The 6,865-nt window shown below is 51.6% G+C and carries 6 protein-coding genes; 1 reads left to right on the top strand and 5 read right to left on the bottom strand.

The window, feature by feature from the left end; all coding sequences use genetic code 11:
• Together ACJHYR_RS15345 and gsk are read right to left on the bottom strand one after the other, a co-directional pair.
• Positions 1 to 445 (bottom strand): IS3 family transposase (locus ACJHYR_RS15345; RefSeq protein WP_072009282.1); only part of this gene is annotated, 445 nt, incomplete at its 3' end.
• A gap of 130 nt (positions 446 to 575) precedes the next feature.
• Positions 576 to 1,880, bottom strand: coding sequence for an inosine/guanosine kinase (gene gsk, locus ACJHYR_RS15340; protein ID WP_000671574.1), 1,305 nt, complete (start codon positions 1,878 to 1,880; stop codon positions 576 to 578).
• 151 nt (positions 1,881 to 2,031) lie between these two features.
• Between gsk and aes the strand changes: the two genes are divergently transcribed.
• Complete coding sequence (gene aes, locus ACJHYR_RS15335; RefSeq protein WP_072837327.1) at positions 2,032 to 2,991, top strand: acetyl esterase; 960 nt, start codon at positions 2,032 to 2,034, stop codon at positions 2,989 to 2,991.
• Here the strand turns inward: aes and hemH are convergent.
• From hemH to htpG, 3 genes are all read right to left on the bottom strand, one after another.
• Positions 2,988 to 3,950: a ferrochelatase gene (gene hemH / locus ACJHYR_RS15330; protein WP_001250117.1), complete on the bottom strand. Its 963-nt coding sequence runs from the start codon at positions 3,948 to 3,950 to the stop codon at positions 2,988 to 2,990. The two genes, aes and hemH, sit on opposite strands and share 4 nt — an antisense overlap.
• A 131-nt stretch (positions 3,951 to 4,081) precedes the next feature.
• A complete protein-coding gene (gene adk / locus ACJHYR_RS15325; protein WP_001220233.1) occupies positions 4,082 to 4,726 on the bottom strand; it encodes an adenylate kinase in 645 nt (214 codons plus the stop codon).
• A gap of 180 nt (positions 4,727 to 4,906) precedes the next feature.
• The gene (gene htpG / locus ACJHYR_RS15320) at positions 4,907 to 6,781 is read right to left on the bottom strand and encodes a molecular chaperone HtpG (protein ID WP_072837328.1); all 1,875 of its coding nucleotides are present in this window, start codon (positions 6,779 to 6,781) and stop codon (positions 4,907 to 4,909) included.
• Positions 6,782 to 6,865 lie beyond the last annotated feature (84 nt).

Below are 6,865 nucleotides of genomic sequence, written 5' to 3'. Positions count from 1 at the left end.
GATATGCATTTTCTGCGCGAAGATAACGCAGCTCATTCTTCATCTCTTCCGGCGTCATGTTTGCCTCGTTTTCATGGGTATCATCAGAACGGGTCATGCTTTTCTCCTTCCTGCGCCTGATAAAGGCCTCATTACCAGATTTGCGGTAGCCTTTTATCCAGTTTTTAACCGTGTTGTGGCTGGGAATGTTAAACCGGGCAGCTACCCGGGGTAGAGACTCAGAATGCCCGAGAGCATAAAGAACCACGCAAAGTTTATCTTCAGGAGAATAGCTACGCTTGTGTCTGCAATCCAGTGCCCGAGGACCGTGAAGAAGAAAAAGATTAATCCAGTGTGAGAGGCTGGTGTGAGAAAGTTGAAAGAGTTTTGCCGTAGAAATGATGCCTGCATGACCAGCCAGGTAATGATTTACAGCGGCAAGTTTTACTTCAAATGAATGTTTCATAAACTGCACCTTCAGATGTCAGATTATGTCCAACATTTGGGGTGCAGTTCACCAGCGTCGCATCAGGCATTGAGAGCAAAATGCCAGATACGGCGTGAACGCCTTATCTGGCCTACGAACCGACGATAACTTAACGATCCCAGTAAGACTCTTCCAGGCTGTCTTCACGCTCCGGCAAGCCGCGCGTTAAACGAGGTGAATGCTGGTTCAGTACCTGATAGCTCACACGGTTAGCATATTTACACACCTGCGCTAACGATGAATAAGTTAACCAGGTGAATTTATGTTTGCTGGAGTTTGGTACGTTGCTACGGTGGTAGCTGTTGGCGGTAATATCATGCAGCAACGCTGCCAATGCGCCATCCCCTGCTCCGTTAGTGTTCATGATTTTTTCCGGCCCGCCCATGTACGGCGCAATGTGCGAATAGACACGCAGCGGATTCTGGCAATCCTTGTGGCGCATGGCGCGGCTAAACTCATACTGGTTAAATTCCGCTATAGCGCCCGGCAGCAGTGGATGCTGGGTTTTACGTTTCGCTTCGTCTTCAGTAAAGCCCGCCATATACAAGCCGATTGGCCCGGCGGTGCACAGCACCAGATCAACCCAGTCCAGCGCCTTGTCAGATGCCAACAACGGATCGCTTTCTCCGGTCAACGCTTCGGCCTCATCTTCGTTCATCGCAAGGATAGAGACGTGATCTTTGAGGAATTGCTGCCACCACTGCGGATTCTCGGCAATGACAAACTTGGTGCCCAGCGTCAGCACCACCGGTACGTTATATTTCTTCGCGTACTCAATGGCTTTCATGGTTGCTTCCGGCATGGGTTCACCCGGCTTGCAACGCACCAGATAAGAGGTGAGAACCAGTGCCGAGGCTCCGGCAATCACATCTTCCGGAATACTTTCAGCCCGCAGCTGGTTCATGTGGCCAGGGCTGATAGCAAAGGTACGTTCCCCGGACTCGCCAATCAGCGTAAAGCAACGACCAATCGGGCCATCCACGCCTTGTAGATAGTTAAGATCGGTACGGCTGGAGGTATTACACAGGTAACGATAGGCATAGCTGCCAATTTCAATATTGCTGCACATGACGCCCAGCAGCACCGAACGGTCGTCCGCGAGCACCGAGTAGTTGTGCATGGTGTTACCAATAGTGCCACCCGCAAATTGATGGGTAATCAGGTTTTTCTGTTTTAGTTCCTGATAAAGCGCTTCGGCTACGTCATCCTCAATCACCAGTGAATGCCCGGCGCTTAATCCATAACGCTCAATGAATTCGTCATCCACTTTCGCTTCAATATCGACCAGCGTTTGATCGATACCCACTACCCAGGCGGCGCTGGTTTCGTTTTCTGGCTGGAACTGCTGAAGCAGCGGATCGCGTGCATTTACAGGGAAGTAATGTTTGGATTTACGTTTACCGGGAAATTTCATGGTTGTTTTTACGGGTGGTTAACTGAGCGGCGAATGTTAACACAATCTGACGGGAGCGCGCGAGACGCAGCCAGTTTCAATATCAGCAGGCGGGATCGCATTTTCATGGCAGTGGTTCCTTACAATGACGTAATTTGAAAGGAGTTTTTGCATGAAGCCGGAAAACAAATTACCCGTTCTGGACCTTATTTCTGCTGAAATGAAGACCGTTGTGAATACTCTTCAGCCGGATTTACCGCCCTGGCCCGCAACGGGAACGATTGCTGAGCAACGACAGTATTACACGCTTGAGCGCCGATTCTGGAATGCGGGCGCTCCAGAAATGGCAACCAGAGCTTACATGGTTCCAACAAAATATGGGCAGGTGGAAACACGTCTCTTTTGTCCGCAGCCAGATAGTCCGGCGACGCTATTTTATTTGCATGGCGGCGGTTTTATTCTCGGCAATCTCGATACCCACGATCGCATCATGCGCCTTTTGGCAAGCTACAGCCAATGTACGGTGATTGGCATTGATTACACCCTTTCACCTGAAGCGCGTTTTCCGCAAGCGATAGAGGAAATTGTGGCTGCCTGTTGTTATTTCCACCAGCAGGCGGAAGATTATCAAATCAATATGTCCCGCATTGGCTTTGCCGGTGATTCCGCAGGTGCCATGCTGGCGCTCGCCAGTGCGTTGTGGTTGCGTGATAAACAGATCGCTTGCGGTAAAGTTGCGGGCGTTTTGCTGTGGTATGGGCTTTACGGATTACGGGATTCCGTGACTCGTCGTCTGTTGGGCGGTGTCTGGGATGGCTTAACGCAACAGGATTTACAGATGTATGAAGAGGCGTATTTAAGCAACGACGCGGACCGCGAGTCGCCGTATTACTGCCTGTTTAATAATGATCTCACTCGCGAAGTTCCGCCCTGTTTTATTGCCGGGGCGGAGTTCGATCCGCTGCTGGATGACAGCCGTCTGCTTTACCAGACGTTAGCGGCGCATCAGCAGCCCTGTGAGTTCAAACTCTACCCAGGCACGCTGCACGCCTTTTTGCATTATTCACGGATGATGAAAACCGCCGACGAGGCTCTTCGCGACGGCGCTCAGTTCTTTATCGCTCAGCTTTAGCGATACGCGGCAACAAGATTAGCCATCATCTCGATATGTTCCGGCGTGGCATTAAGCGCCGGAATATATTCATATTTTTTCCCGCCCGCACCGAGGAAGACCTCACGGTTTTGCTCGGCAATCTCTTCCAGCGTCTCCAGACAATCCGCAGCAAAGCCCGGGCACATCACCTGAATATGACCTACGCCTTTTTCTCCGAGCATTTTCAGCGTTTCGTCGGTATAAGGCATCAGCCAGGGTTCCCGCCCAAAGCGCGACTGAAAGGTCATCATCACTTTTTCCGGTGCCATCCCCAGTGCGGAAGCCAGTTCGCGAGTCGTTGTGCGGCAACGTTGCGGATAATCATCGCCTTCATCTGCATAACGCTGGGGAATGCCATGATAAGAGAGCAGCAGCAGATCCGGTTCGCCATGTTTAGCGAAAGAAGCACGTACGCTGTTCGCCAATGCATTAATGTAATCGTGGTTATCGGCGTAATCACGAATAAACGATATCCCCGGAATGCTACGTTTGCGCGCCAGAATGCGTGCCAGTTCATCCCATACCGCACCGACCGTTGAACAGGAGTATTGCGGATAAAGCGGCAGCACCACAATATGATCTACATGCTCTGCCAGGAGTTCATCTACGGCGCTTTCCAGTGATGGCGAGCCGTAGCTCATTCCCAGCGCTACGGGCGTCTCCGGTAAACGTTGTGCCAGCGCCTGCTGTTGCTGGCGGCTGTAAACCATCAGCGGCGAGCCACCTTCCATCCAGACAGAAGCATACAGCTTCGCCACACGCGGCGAGCGCAGTGGCAAAATCACGCCGCGTAGCAATGGCCACCATAACAACCGTGAGGTATCAACCACACGTCTGTCGCTTAAAAATTGTTTCAGATAGCGTTTTACCGCTTCAGGTGTGGGGGCATCGGGCGTACCCAGGTTTGCCAGCAGGATACCGGTTTTAGTCTGACGCATTACCGCCTCTTATCGATTCAACTTGTTGATAATTGTAGCGGAAAAGTGAAGAAGAAGAACTAATTGCTGTGAGAGGTATTGCCTGAGGAGGATGAGCAGACCTGCCCGAAAGCAGATCTGCTGCGGCTTGATTAGCCGAGGATTTTTTCCAGATCAGCGCGAACTTCAGCAACTGGCTTGGTGCCGTCAACTTTCGCGTATTTGGTGTTACCCGCTTCCGCTTCTTTGGAGTAGTAGCCGATCAGCGGTGCAGTCATCTGATGGTATTCAACCAGACGTTTACGCACGGTTTCTTCCTGATCGTCTTTACGGGTAGTCAGTTCTTCACCGGTAACGTCGTCTTTGCCTTCTACTTTAGGCGGATTGAATTTAACGTGATAAACACGACCAGACGGCGCATGAACGCGGCGACCGACGATACGATCAACGATCAGTTCGTCCGGTACGTCGAATTCCAGAACGTAATCAACATTGATGCCCGCTTCTTTCATCGCGTCTGCCTGCGGAATGGTACGCGGGAAGCCGTCCAACAGGAAACCATTACGGCAGTCTTCCTGAGCAATGCGCTCTTTAACCAGCGCGATCACCAGTTCGTCGGTGACCAGTTTGCCAGCATCCATAATGTCTTTTGCTTGTTTACCCAGCTCGGAGCCAGATTTGACCGCAGCACGCAGCATATCGCCAGTGGAGATTTGCGGAATACCATATTTCTCCATGATGAACTGAGCCTGAGTCCCTTTCCCCGCGCCCGGAGCGCCAAGCAGAATGATACGCATTGCGAAAATCCCCTTAAAATGTGTCGAATTTTTTGAAAAAGCGATAAACGATACCACCAACAAGCGATTGCCTCAAGAAAGGCACCTGGGGCTGAAACGGTTAATGGCGAGATAATTTGCGGAAAGTACAGATGATGAAAAGAAAAATGCCGGATGACACGAAGGTCATCCGGCATGACATCAGGAAACCAGCAGCTGGTTCATACGGCGAATAAACAGGTTCGGATCTTCCAGCGCGCCGCGTTCTGCCAGCAGCGCCTGATCCAGCAGCAGTTCTACCCACTCGCTGAACTTCGCTTCATCTTCAGTATCTGCCGTACGTTTCACCAGTACGTGATCCGGGTTCAGTTCGAAGATGTATTTCACTTCTGGCACTTTCTGGCCCGCCGCAGCGAACAGTTTCGCCATCTGAGTGCTCATTTCGTCCGCGTCGGTCGAAACGATCGCTGGCGTATCGGTCAGACGGTGAGTCAGACGGACATCTTTCACGCGCTCGCCGAGCAGGGCTTTCACACGGTCGATGAACGGAGTCAGTGCTTTCTCCGCTTCTTTCGCGCTCTCATCAACTTCGTCAGCCAGTTTTTCCAGCGACTCGTCAACTTTAGACACCGACTGGAACGGTTTACCGTCGAACTCAGTCAGATAGTTCATCATCCACTCATCGATGCGGTCGGAAAGCAGCAGAACTTCGATGCCTTTCTTACGCAGCAGTTCCAGGTGCGGGCTGCTCTTCGCTGCCGCATAGCTGTCTGCGGTGATGTAGTAGATTTTCTCCTGCCCTTCTTTCATGCGGGAAACGTAGTCTTCCAGAGACACGGTCTGCGCAGAAGAATCGGTATGGGTAGAAGCAAAACGCAGCAGTTTGGCGATCGCTTCCTGGTTAGCGAAATCTTCCGCCGGACCTTCTTTCAGTACCAGGCCAAACTGTTGCCAGAAGGTCTGGTATTTTTCCGCGTCGTCTTTCGCCAGTTTTTCCAGCATTTGCAGCACACGCTTGGTCAGCGCATTGCGCAGGTTACGCGTTACCGTGCTGTCCTGGAGGATTTCACGGGAAACGTTCAGCGGCAGATCGCTGGAGTCAATCAGACCACGCACGAAGCGCAGATAGTTCGGCATGAACTGTTCTGCGTCGTCCATGATGAACACACGCTGGACGTACAGTTTCAGGCCATGTTTATGATCGCGGTTCCACATATCCCACGGTGCCTGAGACGGAATGTACAGCAGGCTGGTGTACTCCTGCTTACCTTCAACGCGGTTGTGGCTCCAGGTCAGCGGATCGTTAAAGTCGTGGGCGATGTGTTTGTAGAACTCTTTGTACTCTTCATCGGTGATTTCCGACTTGTTACGAGTCCACAGCGCCTGCGCTTTGTTGATTTTTTCCCAGGAGATAACGGTTTCGCCGTCTTTCTCTTCGCGTTTTTCGATCTCTACCGGCAGCGCGATATGGTCGGAGTATTTGCTGATGATGGAACGCACGCGCCAGTCATCGAGGAACTCGTCTTCGCCTTCACGCAGATGCAGGGTGATTTCAGTACCACGATCTTCTTTGGTGATATCGGCAACGGTGTATTCACCTTCGCCAGCCGATTCCCAGAAGACGCCATTTTCTGGTTTTTCGCCTGCCGCGCGAGTACGCACGGTCACTTTGTCGGCCACGATAAACGCAGAGTAGAAACCAACACCAAACTGACCGATCAGCTGGCTGTCTTTCGCCTGGTCAGAACCCAGGGATTCGAGGAATGATTTGGTGCCGGATTTAGCGATAGTCCCCAGATGGTCAATCACTTCGTCGCGGGTCATCCCCACGCCGTTATCGGAGATGGTCAGCGTGCGCTTGTCTTTATCGAAAGAGACACGAACGCGCAGTTCGCCATCACCTTCGTACAGGTCCGGGTTAGAGAGCGCGCGGAAACGCAGCTTGTCCGCCGCATCGGAGGCGTTAGAGATAAGCTCACGCAGGAAGATTTCTTTATTGGAATAGAGAGAATGGATCATCAGGTGCAGAAGCTGCTTCACTTCTGACTGAAAACCACGAGTTTCTTGTCCTTTCATGTAGGTCTACCTCAATAATGCCATTTTAAGGTTAAAAACAGGATGAGGGAGAGATGGGGACAAGGGGGAATAATTTCAAGCGAG

This window comes from Escherichia sp. WS1450 (assembly GCF_046487395.1).
GTDB classification, from domain to species: Bacteria; Pseudomonadota; Gammaproteobacteria; order Enterobacterales; family Enterobacteriaceae; genus Escherichia; species Escherichia coli.
This window is presented reverse-complemented; position numbering and strand designations above follow the sequence as displayed.

What these genes read in the sequence shown, in the direction of transcription:
- gsk (WP_000671574.1), bottom strand. Translation starts at nt 1,880, where the DNA reads ATGAAATTTCCCGGTAAACGTAAATCCAAACATTACTTCCCTGTAAAT.
- aes (WP_072837327.1), top strand. Translation starts at nt 2,032, where the DNA reads ATGAAGCCGGAAAACAAATTACCCGTTCTGGACCTTATTTCTGCTGAA.
- hemH (WP_001250117.1), bottom strand. Translation starts at nt 3,950, where the DNA reads ATGCGTCAGACTAAAACCGGTATCCTGCTGGCAAACCTGGGTACGCCC.
- adk (WP_001220233.1), bottom strand. Translation starts at nt 4,726, where the DNA reads ATGCGTATCATTCTGCTTGGCGCTCCGGGCGCGGGGAAAGGGACTCAG.
- htpG (WP_072837328.1), bottom strand. Translation starts at nt 6,781, where the DNA reads ATGAAAGGACAAGAAACTCGTGGTTTTCAGTCAGAAGTGAAGCAGCTT.